The organism is Arcticibacter tournemirensis (genome assembly GCF_006716645.1).
GTDB lineage: Bacteria > Bacteroidota > Bacteroidia > Sphingobacteriales > Sphingobacteriaceae > Arcticibacter > Arcticibacter tournemirensis.
The window spans coordinates 4212550-4226983 of record NZ_VFPL01000001.1 but is presented as its reverse complement, the minus strand read 5'-3'; the positions used below and the strand labels follow the sequence as shown (position 1 = coordinate 4226983).

The window sequence follows — 14434 nt, the reverse complement described above, 5'->3', positions numbered from 1 at the left end:
AACCCTGCGAAAGACAATAAATCATTTTACTTTATGTAATTTGGGATTATACCGATATTGTTTTACCGGTGTAATCCCAAGTGTTACAGTGCTTCTGAAACCACTTCTGTAACTTCAGGAACCATTCTTTTCAGCAGATTTTCGATTCCTGCCTTCAATGTATAGGTTGATGACGGACATCCGCTGCATGATCCTCTAAGTTCTACTGTCACAACTCCGCTATCAAAGGACTTAAAATGGATCGCACCTCCATCCTGCTCAACTGCGGGGCGGACATAATCGTGGAGGATCTGCTGTATTTTTATTTCTGCTTCGGTGCCTTCAAAGTCAGGTGTTCCTTCCTGAACGATCTCTCTGACCTGCAGCTCCGCTTCAACAGCACCCTTTACAAATTCTTTTAAAATTGGCTCAATATCGGGCCATTCAGCATCTTCTGTCTTTGATATAGTAACAAAATTGCTTGCAAAGAACACTCCGGCAACGAAGTTGAATTTAAACAGTTCTTTCGCGAAAGGAGATGATTCCGCACTTTCTTTTGTCGGGAAATCCACACTGCCGTTTAAAAGAAGCTTGTTTACAAGAAACTTCATGCTTGCAGGATTGGGGGTGGATTCGGTATATACGTTGATGTTAAAAGCCATGTTTGATGTATTTTTATACAAAATTACCAAAAGACCCTGAATACAGGGTGAGGCCGATAAGAATTGACATTAAATGGATAATTAAAGTGACAACAAGTATTTATTTCATTTAATGAATTCGCAGTGGCTGGGTAAGAATCAGGAGCCGGACTTTCGCTGCTATTAAATTCCAGTATAATTACCGGGACTTATTGCCTTGATTTCCTCTTTTACCGAAGCCGCTATATCAAGCGTTTCGACAAAAGCAGCAATTGTGCCTGCATTTACCTTTTGATTGGTTCGTGTAAGCTCTTTTAATGCTTCATAAGGGTTGGGATATCCCTCTCTCCGCAAAATTGTCTGAATGGCCTCCGCTACTACTGCCCAGTTGTTCTCGAGGTCCTGCCGGATTATTTCCTCATTCAAAAGAAGCTTATTAAGTCCCCTGAGCGTCGACTTAATTGCAATAAGAGAGTGCGCCAGGGGTACGCCGATGTTACGTAAAACGGTAGAATCGGTTAAATCGCGCTGAAGTCGTGAAACCGGCAGTTTTGCCGCGAGATGTTCAAACAAAGCGTTGGCTATTCCGATGTTTCCTTCCGAATTTTCAAAATCGATAGGATTAACTTTATGCGGCATTGCCGAGGAGCCCACTTCGCCTGCCTTTATTTTCTGACGGAAGTAATTCATGGAGATATAGGTCCACATATCCCTATCGAGATCCAGCAGTATATTATTAATCCTTTTTAGCGCATCGCATTGTGCAGCAAAATTATCGTAGTGTTCAATCTGTGTGGTGTATTGAGAGCGGTTCAGCTTCAGCTGGCCGTTCACAAAGTCGTTGGCAAACCGTCTCCAGTCAATCGATGGGTAAGCCACCTGGTGGGCATTGAAATTCCCTGTAGCGCCGCCAAACTTAGCCGAATAGGGGATTTGAGTAAACAGGTTAATCTGGACCTCAAGCCGCTCGACGAACACCATCAGTTCCTTGCCAAGGCGCGTAGGAGAGGCCGGTTGCCCATGCGTGTGTGCGAGCATAGGAATAGCTTCCCAGTCGCCAGCGAGAGCTCTAAGCCTGTTTGTTAATTCGAGCAGGGCCGGCAGCCAAACCTCATCCACTGCAAGTTTAAAAGAGTGGGGGATGGCAGTATTGTTTATGTCCTGTGACGTTAATCCAAAATGAATAAATTCTTTATAAGGCTGTAATCCTAAGCCATCGAATTTTTCTTTGATGAAGTATTCTACAGCTTTAACATCGTGATTCGTAACGCTTTCTATTTCCTTAACCCGGAGGGCATCTTCTTCGTTAAATTGCGTATAAATATCTCTAAGGCTCTCCAGTTTTTCTTTCGGAAAATCTTCCAGCTGCGGCAGAGGTAAATTGCAGAGAGCAATAAAATACTCAATTTCTATATATACCCTGAATTTGATTAAAGCTGCTTCAGAAAAGTAAGCGGACAGGGCCTGCGTGGTTTTACTGTAACGGCCGTCGATTGGCGAAATGGCAAATAATGGAGAAAAACTCATGTGAAATATTTTGCCAAAGTTACATTTTAGGACGCAGAGCTAAAATACTAATGTAGAAGTTTAAAACGCGGGGAGCAGAATGTCCGACCGCCGGATGTACGACAAACAGATTATATTGTCTGAATAATTCTTCGAATGGCTAATTAAAGGCCTTTTAGTGGCTCTAATGAGCCTTTGCGTTTTACTATGTTTTTATAATCCCACTGGATGTTGCGCCCCTTTTTCAACCATCGTTCAAGATCATCAGTGTGAATTTGTCTGATAGCTGTATACCGGGCTTCAGCGGCTTTGAAACTTCCTTCTGCGGACAAATTTGGCTCTTCAAATGATTGACCGCTCCAGAATAATAACCGGATGCCGCCTTTTAGTTTGCTGTATCCCACAATTGGGTTTCCGTCCAGAAACCAAACCGGATGTCCATGCCAGATCTTGCTTTCGGCCTCTGGAAGGCTTTTATTGATCTCCTGATATAGAACACTGCAGATTGACCTCTCTTCGTTTTGCTGAGAATCGTTATATGCTTGTATATCTGAGCTTGCTGTCATGGTCATCCTCCAATATATTATTATGTAGAATTAGTGATGAAGCGAATCTGTCAGCGCTTCGGAAGTAGAATCGATCGTGTCGGCCTTTGTGCTAAAAGTCGAATCTATGGAGTCTACCTGGGCTTCCGATGCAGAATCAATGGAATCTGTGGTGGTATCAGTGCTTTTATTGGAGTTGCAAGCTGAAATAGAAAAGAAGAAAATAAATGATAAAGCGAGGATACTGGTCGTAAATTTAGATTGAGTTTTCATTGGTGTATAGATTGAGTTTGTTGTTAAGTGCAATATAAAAAGTAAGGACAAAAAAAAGCAGCCCTAATATAATCAGGGCTGCTTTTTTTACATTACTAAATATTACAATGCAGCAGCTGTATCAGCAGCAGCAGTAGTATCAGTAGCAGTAGTGTCAGTCATCATAGTAGTGTCAGTTGTAGCAGCAGAATCAACTGAAGTAGAATCAGAAGCACTTTCTGATTTGTTAGAGCTACATGCAGCAACTGATAAAGAGATAGCTAATGCTACGAAACCGAATTTAAACAGATTTTTCATTTTTTTGGGTTAAAGTTTAATGATTAAACAATTACAAATTTTAAGGTTAATACCGGGCATTTGAAAAAGTAACCCGATAATTGAATAATTTTTTTAATTTATTTTTTTCCTATCATTGGGTTACAAAATATATAATACCGTATAAATAGTGAGCAGAGAGATAAAAAGGTCAGAACCAACCGATAGTGAAGTTATACTGGGAATCCTTAATGGCTCAAAAGATGTTCTTGAGAGGTTATATAAGGCGTATTTCCCGATGATATTGCAACTTGTTGTAATGAATAACGGAACGGAAGATGAGGCCAAAGATGTTTTTCAGGAATCAGTGATCGTTCTTTATGATAAGGTTCAAAGCGGAAACTTTGAACTAAGCAGTAAGCTTAAAACGTTTATTTATTCAGTATGCCGGAGGTTATGGCTGAAGCGTCTGACTTATAAAAGTCGTAATAGTGGAAGCATCCAGGATTATGAAGAAACGTTGCCTGTTGAAGAGGATATTGAACAGCATGAGGAGAAGGACAGGCTTTTTAAGCAGATGGAAACGGCGTTGGTTCATTTGGGGGAGCCCTGCCGGACGATCATAGAGGACTACTACATAAATAATAAATCGATGCAGGAGATATGCGTAAAGTTTGGTTATACGAATGCAGATAATGCTAAGAACCAGAAGTACAAATGTCTGCAACGTCTGAAGAAGATATTTTTTTCAGATTCAAAATAAGGGTTTAGAAATGGAATTGACAGAACAAATAGAAGCGTATTTAAGGGGAGAGATGACAGCGGAGGAATCAGCTGCCTTTGAAAGGATGCGTGCTTCTGACCCAGTGCTCGATCAAAGGGTAGTGGCTCATGAGAGTTTTATCCGGCAGATAAAGACATACGGAGAGCGCCGGAAGCTTGTGTCTGAGATGAATGCTATTCATGAACAGCTTGATGTTAATGCTTTAAAGGCTGAAGTGCTGCCCGTTTCAACGATGGTCAGGATTTTATGGAATAAATACCGTATCAATGCTGCAGTTGCTGCGTCTGTCGCTGTCTTAGCCGTGTTTGCGACTTTGTTCTCTACCGGCTTTTTTGCCAAAACAAGTGCGATTGCGTCTGATAACATCGCACTGAGAAGGGAGATGAGCCGTGAGATAAACACCAAAGTTCAGCGTTCTCAGAATGAGATCCTCAAAAACATTAAAGCGAATACAAAAGCGCCGGTAGATCCTGCCATATTCGGAGGTACCGGATTCGCTCTGACGGCTGATGGCTACGTGGTTACTAACTATCATGTGGTTAAAGATGCCGATTCTGTTTACATTCAGAATACGGATGGCGAGTCGTATAGAGCAGCGACTATATACAGTTATCCTGCATACGATATAGCCGTACTGAAGATCACTGATCCCGCATTTAAGACTTTAAAACCATTGCCATACACTTTTAAAAAGACAACATCTGATTTAGGTGAGGATGTGTTTACCTATGGCTTTCCTAAAGATGAGTTAGTATTCAGCAAAGGGTACCTGAGTTCCAGAACCGGGCACTCGGGAGATACCACGGAATACCAGGTGGATATCTCTGTTAATCCTGGAAACAGCGGTGGTCCTCTTCTTGACGGAAAAGGTAACATTATTGGAGTGATAAAAGGAAAATCATCGAGAACCGAAGGCGCTTCATTTGCCATTAAGTCTGGGTATCTGCTGGAAGCGATTGCTTCTATCCCAAAGGATTCATTAGGTGAAAAGTTGGTATTGAATAGAAAGAATACATTATCCAACTTAAGCAGAAAAGATCAGATAAAAAAGATCGAAGACTATATATATATGGTTAAGGTATATTGATATTAGTTAGTTTGAGTGTTAAAAAGGCCCGCTCCCCGCGGGTCTTTTTTTTAGCGATCCAGTTCTCCCAAAACAATGTCAACAGAGCCGATGATGGCAATTAAATCTGCTATCAGGATTCCTCTTGATATTTCTGATAATACCGAAAGATTGTGAAAACTGGGTGCCCTCGCCTTAACCCGTTTGGGGATTTCGGTTTTTCCATCGGTAATAAAATAGTAGCCGAGTTCACCTCTTGGGCTCTCTGCCCGAATATAGAAGTCCTGGGATTTGGGAATGATCTTTTTAGGCAGTTTTGCACGAGGATCAAAATCCGGCGTTCTTTTAAGATCTTTCTGAAGGCGTTCCAGACACTGCTCTATTATACGAACCGATTGCCCGATTTCGTCTATCCGAACTTTGAACCGGTCCCAGCAGTCTCCTATTGTTCCCATTTCGCCTTTTCCGGTGGGGATATCAAATTCAATTTCAGGATATACAGAATATTCATCAACGCGGCGCAGGTCCCACTTTAAACCTGAAGCGCGCAGCATCGGTCCCGAGCAACCGTAGTTAATTGCGACGTCTAATGGCAGGATGCCAACATTTGCAGTTCTTGAAACGAAGATTTGGTTGCCGGTTAGTAATTCATTCAACTCAACCATCTTAGGTTTGAAGTAGTTTACAAACTCACTGCAACGTTCTTCAAATCCTACAGGCAGGTCGTAGAACAGTCCCCCCACCCATATATAGTTATAAAGCATCCGCGAACCGGAAGCCCATTCTAGCATATTCATGATATGCTCTCTATCCCTGAAGCACCAGAGGAAGGGTGTAAAAGCGCCAATGTCGATTCCGTAAGTGCCCAGTGCAATCAGGTGCGATCCGATCCGGTTTAGCTCGCATACCAATACCCTGATGTATTCAATCCGTTTAGGGATATCCTTATCTATACCGAGCATCCGTTCAACACCCATTACCCAGGCATGACTGTTGTTCATTGATGCCAGATAGTCCATTCTATCAACGAAAGGAATCGTTTGCTGGTAAGTGAGGTTTTCAGCATGCTTCTCAAAGCATCTGTGAAGATAGCCCACGTGAGGTATTACTTCTCTTACAATTTCGCCGTCGGTTATAACCTCAAGTCGCAATACTCCATGAGTTGAGGGGTGCTGCGGACCGATATTTAGGATCATCTCCGTAGATGTCGCCCCGGCAATCAACTGCTCATATCGTGTGGGTTTTATGCTATTCATAATCGCTTCGCCTCAGGGGAGGACTAATCTACTTTAATACCGTGATAATATTCCTGAACTTTATAGTCTTTCCTTAAAGGATAGCCTTCCCAGTCGTCCGGCAGAAGGATCCTTCGTAAGTCGGGATGACCTTCGAAGCCGATGCCGAGCAAATCGTATGCCTCCCGTTCATGCCAGTCGGCTGTTTTCCATACCGAACTCACCGTAGGAAAGGAGGGAAGCTCGTCGCGGCTTCTGTCGTGATATTTTCTTACTTTCAGCGTAAGCTGTGTTTTATAGGGTATGGAAGCAAGGTGGTAAACAACGCCAAACATGTTTTCTTCAATCCCGTAGTCTACTCCCGATAAACAGGAGAGCTGGTCGAACCATGTTTTCTCATTGTCTCTTAGTTCTAAACATACTTCAGCTATTCTTTCAGGGCTGATAATCAAAGCAGGCTGAAGTCCGGTAATGTCTTCTCCCACGATAATACCTTCACCAAACTTGTTTATAAGCAGCGCTTTAATATCTTCAAAACCCATATTATGGAGCTAAACGAATAATGTTCCAATTGTTGTTTTCAAGGCGATAGGCAATACGGTCGTGTAACCTGCCCTGGCCGCCCTGCCAGAACTCAACGAATGTTGGTTTGACAATATAACCGCCCCAATGCGGAGGCTTAGGGATTTCTATCCCCTCTTTATATTTCTCTTCCAGTTGCTGCAGGTTTTTTTGTAAAACGTCACGTCCCGATATCTCGCGGCTTTGAGGGGAGGCATGGGCGCCGATCTGACTGCCACGCGGCCTGGAATGGAAATATTTCTCCGATTCTTTTTCATCTATTTTTTCCAGGATACCTTCAATGCGCACTTGTCGCTCTAGTTCCTGCCAAAAAAATACAAGGGCTGCAACCGGGTTTTTAGTGATTTCCTGTCCCTTGCGGCTTAGGTAATTCGTGTAAAACACAAATCCCTTGTCCTCGAATCCTTTAAGTAGCATGATCCTTGCAGAGGGTTTACCATCTGCTGTTGCCGTAGCAAGAGTCATCGCATTTGGTTCTGTCAGGCTTGAAGCCAGTGCTTCGGAAAACCACTTGGAAAACTGACTGATCGGGTCGGGGGCAACCTCTTTTTCTGACAGGGTCGCAGAACGATATTCCTGTCTGAGGTTTTGAATTGTTTCGTTGCTTAAGGTCATATTGCTGCAAACTTACTAATTGTTAAAAATTTAAAGATATAATACTTCTCAAACTAATGTAAAAACATATATATGACCGTCATTGTTATAGTTATATGTTAAATGAAGTTCAGCCAAAGACGGCAAGTGTGCTGATATCAGAACCATTTATGCTCGACCCTAACTTTAAAAGGTCGGTAGTTTTACTTGCGGAGCACAATGAAGAGGGGACGATTGGCTACGTGTTGAACCAGAAGAGCGATTTTGTGCTGAGCGATGTGATTCCGGAATGCGCTGATGCATCTTTTCCCATCTATATAGGAGGCCCGGTAGGGAACGACTCATTACATTTTCTTCATCGTTGCTACGACAGGATGAACAGCGGAACTGAGATTGGAAAAGGAATTTACTGGGGAGGGGATTTCGAAACCTTAAAATTACTGATAAACAATAAGCAGGTTGAGGAAAATGAGATCAGGTTTTTTGTAGGCTATTCGGGCTGGGATATCGGGCAGCTCGCCGGAGAGCTGGTGCAAAACTCATGGCTCGTTACCAACCAGTATAATCCTGATTTTATATTTACAGAAGAGGAAGAGAATTTGTGGAAGGATATTGTAATAGGCTTAGGTCCTAAATACGCCCATATAGTCAATTTTCCTGAAAACCCGATGTGGAATTGAGTTTCAGTATCAAGTATCTAGTATCAAGTATCAAGACACAAGTGGTATAACAGCGGAGGCACAAAGATTGGATCGTCAGCCAGCCGCTTATAATTTAAAGCGCTTATCTTGATACTAGATACTTAGGTCTTGGTACTAGATTGTCCCGCTTTCCATTTCTCTGGCAGTATCTTCGATTTTCTTTTTGAGATCTTCTTTAAATGCTTTGAGGCGGCTGCTTAAAGCCTCATCGGAGGTTCCGAGGATCTGTGCTGCAAGCAAACCGGCATTTTTTGATGCATTTAGGGCTACTGTAGCAACAGGAATGCCATTGGGCATCTGAAGGATTGAAAGTATAGAATCCCAGCCGTCAATGGAGTTAGACGACTTTACAGGAACACCTATTACCGGAAGATGGGTTAACGACGCTATCATGCCGGGTAAGTGAGCTGCCCCGCCTGCGCCGGCGATAATGACTTTAAGTCCCCTGTCTTCTGCTGTCTTTGCATAGTTAAACATTCGCTCGGGAGTACGATGCGCTGATACAACTGTGATTTCGTATGCTACACCCAATTCGTTTAGAATATCCGCTGCATCCTGCATGACCGGCAGATCAGACTTGCTGCCCATTATAATGCCTACTTTCATTTTATTATTTGTATCAAGATGCTAGTATCAAGTATCAGGATACTAGAATATTGATGTTTATTGTTTTATAATACTTTTTGACTTCACCTTTCACCTTTCAGCTTTTGCCTTTCAGCTCTCTAGGCTTTCACCTTTACTATTTCCTGCACGAGGCGGGCTTTTTCAATGGCCTTTTCCCGCACATCATCAATAATAGTTACATGTCCCATTTTACGAAAAGGTTTCGTGAACTTTTTGCCGTAGAGATGCACATATACCCCATCAAGCTTCATTGCTTCTTCAAGGCCTTCATATAATGCCGGGCCATCATATCCTTTTTCTCCGAGGAGATTGATCATTACAGCATTAGTTATCGGCCGGATATCTCCTAAGGGGAGATTAAATATCGCCCGCAGATGTTGTTCAAACTGTGAAACATAATTGCCTTCGATGGTATGATGTCCACTGTTATGAGGTCGCGGTGCCAGTTCATTTACCAGCACGCGGTTATCTTTTGTAAGGAACATCTCAACGGCAAGCAATCCCGTAATCTTTAAGGAATTTGCTATCTCGATCGCTAAAAACTCAGCCCTTTTTTGTGTCTCCAGGGGAAGAGTGGAGGGAGAGATCAGGAATTCGACAAGATTGGCATCAGGATTAAATTCCATTTCAACACAGGGAAAGGCTTTTATATCACCGTTTTCGTTACGTGCTACAATCACCGCTATCTCCTTCTCGAAATCTACCCATTCTTCTATAATGCTCGGCGCATCAAACGCTTGTGCAATATCCGCTGCCGAACGTACTTTGTATACGCCACGGCCGTCGTAGCCATCCCGTCGTAGTTTCTGTACAAACGGATAGCTTAAAGAAGCCCCTTTTAAGATCTCTTTTGACCCAATAAGTTGAAACGGAGCCGTTGGTATACCGTGCTGTTTGAAAAACTCTTTTTGCAGGCCCTTGTCCTGGATCAGGCGGATGATACGCGGTTGCGGATACACCAGCACGCCTTCTTCTTCAAGCTTCTGAAGTGCTTCTACATTTACCTTCTCTATTTCAATGGTCAGTAAATCGGTTTTTTTGCCAAAATTATAAACCGCTTCATAGTCGGTAAGAGAATCAGTAACGAACTTGTCGCATAGGTTTTTACATGGAGCCTCAGGATCCGGATCTAATACACTGATGCTAACATTGTAGTTAATTGCTTCTTGTATGAGCATCCGCCCGAGCTGGCCTCCGCCGAGAACTCCTACCCTCAAGTCGCCATAAAATGCTTTCATTGATGCAAGTTTAATTGAAATCTGTGAGAAAAGCGAATTTGAGTTGCGGGTTGCGAGAGATGATATTGAGATTTCTCAACACTATTTACTACTCAGCAAACTTTCTTCACGAATCTTGTTTTGTAATTCAAGGATGCCTCCTATCAAGGCTTCGGGACGGGGCGGACAGCCCTGAACGTAAATATCAACAGGAATGATCCTATCGACACCTTTAACAACATGGTAACCATGTTGCCAGTATGGTCCTCCGCAGTTAGAGCAGGAACCCATCGATATTACATACCTGGGTTCGGGCATTTGCTCATAAAGACGCCTGATCCGGTCGGCCATTTTAAAGGTGACAGTGCCGGCGATAATAATGACATCACTTTGACGCGGAGTAGGGCGTGGAAATACGCCTAAACGGTCCAAATCAAAATTTGATGAATAAGCTCCCATCATTTCGATGGCACAGCAGGCGATACCAAAGCTCACGGGCCATAGTGAAGATAACCGGGCCCAGTTTAACAGGTCGTCGAGTTTTGTAACTATAAATCCTCCGTCTTCCGGCAATCTTTCCAAACTCATTTTTGTATCCTTTTAAATGCAGGTTTAAAGGCAGGCTTTTGTGTTACTGTGGCCGGCGCTTTTTCTGTTGCAAGTTCTTCTTTGCGAAGATCTGCTGTGAATGCTCTTGTTTTATAAGTATCGTCGTTAATACGGTCGTACGCTGATTTTGGTATAGCAGTATCAACCTGAGGAAGCTTTGGCTCGGGTTTTATCCAATCGAGATCACCACGACGCCACACATAAACGAGCCCCAGGAGCAGAATCCCGACGAAAATAAACATCTCCACAAGTGTTAGCCAACCCCATACCGGACTGGCTGCAAGCAAGGCCTTCTGGCCAAAAACCGTGGCCCAGGGAAATATAAATATCATTTCAACATCAAAAAGCAGGAACACGAGAGCAATGACATAGAACCGTGGATTAAATTGCACCCACGAATTTCCTGTCGGCTCTTCACCACACTCATATGAGCTTAGTTTAATGGGATTCGGTTTTCGGGGCGCGAGTACCCGGGAGAGCAAAAGCGTAAAGGATACCAACAGTATACCCGAGATGAGGAAAATAAACACTTTGCCGAATTCTGTTAACTGTTCCATGAGTTAATATACAATCCCTTGTACTTTAGTTTTTATAACTAAACCGCACAAAAATAGGGAAAATTGTTCGTTTGACAGGAGCGTGGTCCTTACTCTTACACAGCAATTACAATGATGTGAATTGCGGGCTGCATGTAGTGCGTTGCAGGTTTAGGATTTAAGTTAATTACAAGCTTTCCTGCTGGATGTTTTATTCGGATAAATTAATTTGACTTTGAAAAAAATCTACCTATATTTGCGCTCTTGTTTTTAAGAGCTACATTTTTATAATCATGAAAAGAACATTCCAGCCTTCTCAGAGAAAAAGAAGAAATAAGCACGGGTTCAGAGAGCGTATGAGCACCGCAAATGGTAGAAGGGTACTAGCTTCCAGAAGAGCTAAAGGCAGAAGAAGATTATCAGTATCTGACGAACGTCGTCATAAAGCATAATTTTTGATTGCAGCCCAAACGGTCTGGAGATCACTCTGCACAATCAGGCTAAAAGGCAATCAAAAGTGTACACATTTAAAAAAGAAGAACGGTTATGCAGTAAAAAGCTTCTGAGTAAGCTTTTTAGTAACGGTTCTTCTTTTCTTGTATATCCTTTCAGAGTCGTTCATATTCCCGAATCCGGTGATTTGGTATTTCCTTCGCAGGTCGTTATTATCGTTCCCAAGCGGAGGTTTAAACACGCAAATGAACGAAATCTCATAAAACGGCGAATCCGCGAGTCTTACCGCCTCCACAAGGAAGAATTTTTATACTCATTTCTCCGCGAACACAACCTGAAGTTACTTCTGTCTTTGCAATATATTGGAAAGGAAATTGTTGAATACAAGGTGATTGAGAAAAAACTGCTTCTCGTTTTTAAGCAATTAAACAAGGCCTATGCTGAAGCCGGTTCTCAGAGCAATTAAATGGGTATTGGGATGGATCTTTCTGGTGCTGATCCGTTTGTACCAGTATCTCCTTTCGCCGCTTTTAGGGGCAGCCTGCCGGTTTACACCTACGTGTTCGCAGTATGGGGCTGAAGCTATTAAGAAATACGGACCTTTTAAAGGAGGCTGGCTAACATTGAAGAGACTTTCGAGGTGTCATCCCTGGGGAGGTCATGGACACGACCCTGTGCCTTAAACATAAAACTTTTATTCAAGTCATCTTATTCGCATCTTTGCCCTAATGGCACTTATCCTGCAAATAGAAACAGCTACTACTTCGTGCTCGGTAGCTTTATCGCGCGATGGTAATACTATCGCCGTCAAAGAACTTAATGAACGGAATGCACATGCGTCATCGGTCACTCTTTTTATCGAGGACGTGATGAAGGCCGGGAATTACTCCATGAAAGATCTTGATGCTGTCTCGGTGAGTATGGGCCCCGGTTCTTATACTGGCCTTCGCATCGGTGTCTCAACAGCTAAAGGTCTATGTTATGCGCTGGACATTCCGTTAATCTCAGTAAATACATTAACATCTATGGCCTCAAAAATGCAGGAACAATATCAGACCCGTGAGGTATTGTTCTGCCCGATGATTGATGCCAGGCGGATGGAAGTGTATACTGCGGTTTTCGACAAGGCAGTAAATGTGCTCCAGCCGGTGGAGGCAAAGATTATCGATAGCGATTCGTTTGCTGAACTGCTTGATCAAAATATTGTTGTCTTCTTTGGAGATGGGGCGCCGAAATGCAAAGACGTATTGGGAGCAAATCCAAATGCTGTGTTTGTGGACGATTTTATAAACTCTGCTGCAGATATGAGCAAGCTTGCTTTTGAGAAGTTCGGTCAGCAGCAATTTGAAGACGTGGCGTATTTTGAGCCGTATTATCTGAAAGACTTCATTGCAGGGGGCAAGGGCTTGTAAGCCAGATTTCATTCCTGCCTTTTTCCAAGGATACGCTGAAAGAAGCCTGGTTTTGCGCCTGGCTTCAGGTTTATGCCTGGAATGTAATTGTCGTTCTGAGGCCTGCTCATAATCCTTCCGAACTTCAGGGAAAAACCCAGGTAGAAGGAAGCTCCACTATAGCCATTGCCTACAGTTTCGTCTGAATTAATTAAGGCCTTTTGTGTATCCATGGTTTTAAAAAGCTGGTCGCTTCCCAGAAAAAACTCTGTATTTGGTGATTTCATCATCACCTGGGCACCAACTTCAAAAAAGTTGTTCAGGTTATAATCGGTAGAAAGACTTAAATTGAGACTTTTATATCTGTAGGTGTTGACCAATGCGATATCGCCTCCTTTGTAAAAAAGATTTTTGGATAATAAGAGATTGGGCTGATAGTTCCCCAGGTCTTTATTGAACAGTATCTCGGCTTTTCCGTTAATGAGAGTAGTGTAACCTTTCCTTTGCAGTTTACTCTTGATCTCATGCCACAGGCTGTCTTTTACCATTCCAGCTTCAATCGTATAGTTTTTGTCCCTGAACATATAGGAATCTTTGCTCCATTTAATAAAGCCTATATCTTTCAGGTTCGCAAGGAAGTACCACCCGCGCTTTGATTTATAGTTCCCGCTCAAGCTAAATGCAAGTCCGGGATTTTTAAACCCTGGACGAATCATTTTACCTTCGATGTCGTCGTAGTAAAAGTTAGTACGCAGATCTCCGTCAATGTAGACATCATAGTCGAGTGTCTCCGTGTTGATGTTTAAACCGGAAGAATTGATTTTTATCTTGCTATAAGCAATTCCGCTCAGATAACTCAACTTTATCCCATAAGCCAGCCGCTTGTTGTAATTTTCACGGAAGGTAAACCCGAACTGATGATAAGACTGGGCATACACATTGGTGTTAAACATATTGTTATCAAAGAGTTGATTGTCTAACTGCTTGTCAATGATGCGCTTGTAATCCTGAAATACAATAAGAGTCTGATTTGTGGTTTCACCATAGTTCTCTGTTCTGACCTGCCATGAGAAACCAAGTTCGCGGTGGTATTTTACTGATTGAAATAGTTTGAAAGTGAGGAGATAGGCATTTTCGGCCGACGAAATACGCGTAAGCCCGGTTTCTTCTTCAGAAAGCGTTCGTGCATCATATTTACCGGTATATAAAGCTTTTTTAATAGTTGGAAGGCCTGGTCCAGATGTGCCATAGCTAACACCGGCAGCCGGAATGAAAAAGTTAAAAGCGTAATGCCGGCTGCTATCTGTTATAAACGCCTTTTGTGAGGGATTTTCAAATGAATCGTATAGTGTTCCTGTATTATACAAAGCAAATTGCTGTGCGCCCGCCCTCAGATTGAAAATAAATAGTATGAAACTAACCAGGATAACTAACCGCATT

The 14434-nt window shown here is 42.7% G+C and carries 20 protein-coding genes; 7 read left to right on the top strand and 13 right to left on the bottom strand.

Going from position 1 to position 14434, the window contains the following annotated elements; genetic code table 11:
• Positions 1–83 precede the first annotated feature (83 nt).
• The 5 genes from BDE36_RS17810 to BDE36_RS17790 form a co-directional block, all read right to left on the bottom strand.
• A complete protein-coding gene (locus tag BDE36_RS17810) occupies positions 84–641 on the bottom strand; it encodes a NifU family protein (RefSeq protein ID WP_141815934.1) in 558 nt (185 codons plus the stop codon).
• 162 nt (positions 642–803) lie between these two features.
• Complete coding sequence (gene purB, locus BDE36_RS17805; protein ID WP_141815933.1) at positions 804–2147, bottom strand: adenylosuccinate lyase; 1344 nt, start codon at positions 2145–2147, stop codon at positions 804–806.
• Positions 2148–2290: 143 nt separating this feature from the next.
• A complete protein-coding gene (locus tag BDE36_RS17800; protein ID WP_141815932.1) occupies positions 2291–2692 on the bottom strand; it encodes a DUF1801 domain-containing protein in 402 nt (133 codons plus the stop codon).
• A gap of 30 nt (positions 2693–2722) precedes the next feature.
• Positions 2723–2944 (bottom strand): hypothetical protein, encoded by a 222-nt coding sequence (locus BDE36_RS17795; protein WP_141815931.1) that lies wholly within the window; start codon positions 2942–2944, stop codon positions 2723–2725.
• Positions 2945–3046: 102 nt separating this feature from the next.
• On the bottom strand, positions 3047–3241 hold the full coding sequence (locus BDE36_RS17790; RefSeq protein WP_128770112.1) for a hypothetical protein: 195 nt from the start codon (positions 3239–3241) through the stop codon (positions 3047–3049).
• A gap of 148 nt (positions 3242–3389) precedes the next feature.
• On the opposite strand from BDE36_RS17790, the gene BDE36_RS17785 reads away from it, so the two are divergent.
• Together BDE36_RS17785 and BDE36_RS17780 are read left to right on the top strand one after the other, a co-directional pair.
• The gene (locus BDE36_RS17785) at positions 3390–3962 is read left to right on the top strand and encodes an RNA polymerase sigma factor (protein WP_141815930.1); all 573 of its coding nucleotides are present in this window, start codon (positions 3390–3392) and stop codon (positions 3960–3962) included.
• Between the two features lie 10 nt (positions 3963–3972).
• On the top strand, positions 3973–5070 hold the full coding sequence (locus tag BDE36_RS17780) for a S1C family serine protease (RefSeq protein WP_141815929.1): 1098 nt from the start codon (positions 3973–3975) through the stop codon (positions 5068–5070).
• A 50-nt stretch (positions 5071–5120) separates the two neighbouring features.
• Here BDE36_RS17780 and BDE36_RS17775 read toward each other — a convergent pair whose 3' ends face one another.
• From BDE36_RS17775 to pdxH, 3 genes are read right to left on the bottom strand one after another with little or no spacing between them, the layout of a single operon-like run.
• Entirely contained in the window at positions 5121–6305 is a 1185-nt protein-coding gene (locus tag BDE36_RS17775) for an NADH-quinone oxidoreductase subunit D (protein WP_141815928.1), read from the bottom strand.
• A 23-nt stretch (positions 6306–6328) separates the two neighbouring features.
• Positions 6329–6826 carry an NADH-quinone oxidoreductase subunit C gene (locus BDE36_RS17770; protein ID WP_141815927.1) on the bottom strand — a complete coding sequence of 166 codons (498 nt, stop codon included), beginning with the start codon at positions 6824–6826 and terminating at the stop codon, positions 6329–6331.
• A 1-nt stretch (position 6827) separates the two neighbouring features.
• A complete protein-coding gene (gene pdxH / locus BDE36_RS17765; RefSeq protein WP_141815926.1) occupies positions 6828–7481 on the bottom strand; it encodes a pyridoxamine 5'-phosphate oxidase in 654 nt (217 codons plus the stop codon).
• A 95-nt stretch (positions 7482–7576) separates the two neighbouring features.
• Between pdxH and BDE36_RS17760 the strand changes: the two genes are divergently transcribed.
• A complete protein-coding gene (locus BDE36_RS17760) occupies positions 7577–8140 on the top strand; it encodes a YqgE/AlgH family protein (RefSeq protein ID WP_141815925.1) in 564 nt (187 codons plus the stop codon).
• Positions 8141–8275: 135 nt separating this feature from the next.
• Here the strand turns inward: BDE36_RS17760 and purE are convergent, their stop codons facing one another.
• The 4 genes from purE to BDE36_RS17740 all read right to left on the bottom strand — a co-directional run bounded on the left by purE (position 8276) and on the right by BDE36_RS17740 (position 11171).
• Positions 8276–8767, bottom strand: coding sequence for a 5-(carboxyamino)imidazole ribonucleotide mutase (gene purE, locus BDE36_RS17755; RefSeq protein WP_141815924.1), 492 nt, complete (start codon positions 8765–8767; stop codon positions 8276–8278).
• Between the two features lie 119 nt (positions 8768–8886).
• The gene (locus tag BDE36_RS17750) at positions 8887–10026 is read right to left on the bottom strand and encodes a 5-(carboxyamino)imidazole ribonucleotide synthase (protein WP_141815923.1); all 1140 of its coding nucleotides are present in this window, start codon (positions 10024–10026) and stop codon (positions 8887–8889) included.
• Positions 10027–10107: 81 nt separating this feature from the next.
• Entirely contained in the window at positions 10108–10593 is a 486-nt protein-coding gene (locus BDE36_RS17745) for an NADH-quinone oxidoreductase subunit B (RefSeq protein ID WP_128770121.1), read from the bottom strand.
• Positions 10590–11171 (bottom strand): NADH-quinone oxidoreductase subunit A, encoded by a 582-nt coding sequence (locus BDE36_RS17740; protein ID WP_128770122.1) that lies wholly within the window; start codon positions 11169–11171, stop codon positions 10590–10592. The genes BDE36_RS17745 and BDE36_RS17740 overlap by 4 nt, the downstream gene beginning before the upstream one ends.
• Positions 11172–11443: 272 nt before the next feature.
• Between BDE36_RS17740 and rpmH the strand changes: the two genes are divergently transcribed.
• From rpmH to tsaB, 4 genes are all read left to right on the top strand, one after another.
• On the top strand, positions 11444–11602 hold the full coding sequence (gene rpmH / locus BDE36_RS17735; RefSeq protein ID WP_128770123.1) for a 50S ribosomal protein L34: 159 nt from the start codon (positions 11444–11446) through the stop codon (positions 11600–11602).
• 65 nt (positions 11603–11667) lie between these two features.
• A complete protein-coding gene (locus BDE36_RS17730; protein ID WP_128770124.1) occupies positions 11668–12069 on the top strand; it encodes a ribonuclease P protein component in 402 nt (133 codons plus the stop codon).
• Positions 12041–12286 carry a membrane protein insertion efficiency factor YidD gene (yidD, locus tag BDE36_RS17725; RefSeq protein WP_141815922.1) on the top strand — a complete coding sequence of 82 codons (246 nt, stop codon included), beginning with the start codon at positions 12041–12043 and terminating at the stop codon, positions 12284–12286. The genes BDE36_RS17730 and yidD overlap by 29 nt, the downstream gene beginning before the upstream one ends.
• 45 nt (positions 12287–12331) lie before the next feature.
• Positions 12332–13015, top strand: a complete 684-nt coding sequence (gene tsaB / locus BDE36_RS17720) for a tRNA (adenosine(37)-N6)-threonylcarbamoyltransferase complex dimerization subunit type 1 TsaB (RefSeq protein ID WP_141815921.1) — start codon at positions 12332–12334, stop codon at positions 13013–13015.
• 8 nt (positions 13016–13023) lie between these two features.
• On the opposite strand, the gene BDE36_RS17715 is transcribed toward tsaB, so the two are convergent.
• A complete protein-coding gene (locus BDE36_RS17715; RefSeq protein WP_141815920.1) occupies positions 13024–14433 on the bottom strand; it encodes a DUF5723 family protein in 1410 nt (469 codons plus the stop codon).
• Position 14434: the final 1 nt, after the last annotated feature.